Here is a 616-nt window from a genome sequence, read left to right as displayed (position 1 = left end):
AGCTGATCGAGACCCACGCTTACCGCTACATCAGCCCGGTCATCGGCCACAGCGCCGATGGCACGATCCGCCGGATCTTGCGGGCATCGCTTGTCAACAAACCAAATCTGCGCGGCTTGACCGCGCTGCATCAGGAGGGCGCAATGACGCTGCTTGAACGACTGGCCGAGCTGCTTGGCCTGCCTGCCGAGGCCAGTGAGGCCGAGGTGGTCGAGGCTGTGACCGGCATCAAAGCCGAAAAGGGCGGCGACAGCGCCGCGCTGCAATCGCAGATGGCCGAGATCAGCACCGCGCTTGGCGTGGCCGGGGGCGATCACGCCTCGATCCTGACTGCCGCACGAAAAGCCGTGGCTGGCGGGGCCGACACCATCACAGCGCTTCAGTCAGAACTGGCGTCAGTGACGACCAGGCTCAACACGCTGACCGAGACCAGCCTGCGCGACAAGGCGGCCGGGTTTATCGACACCGAAATCCGCAAGGGCCGGGTCGGCCTGAAGCCGCTGCGCGACCATTATATCAGCCGCCATATGTCGGATGCCGCATCGGTGGAAAAAGAGGTGGCGGCCCTGCCGCTGATGGCGGGTGCCACCACCTCGGCCGCTCCGCCCGAAGAATT

General features: G+C 65.3%; 1 protein-coding gene. It reads left to right on the top strand.

The genetic code is table 11. The annotated features are described in order from the left end of the window. Positions 1-616: phage protease (locus RMT89_RS40685; protein ID WP_315888785.1), on the top strand; the 616-nt coding region annotated here is incomplete at both ends.

Source organism: Streptomyces sp. P17 (assembly GCF_032436805.1).
GTDB lineage: Bacteria > Actinomycetota > Actinomycetes > Streptomycetales > Streptomycetaceae > Streptomyces.
Note: the sequence above shows the minus strand (reverse complement) of the source record. Positions and strands in the feature narration are given on the sequence as shown.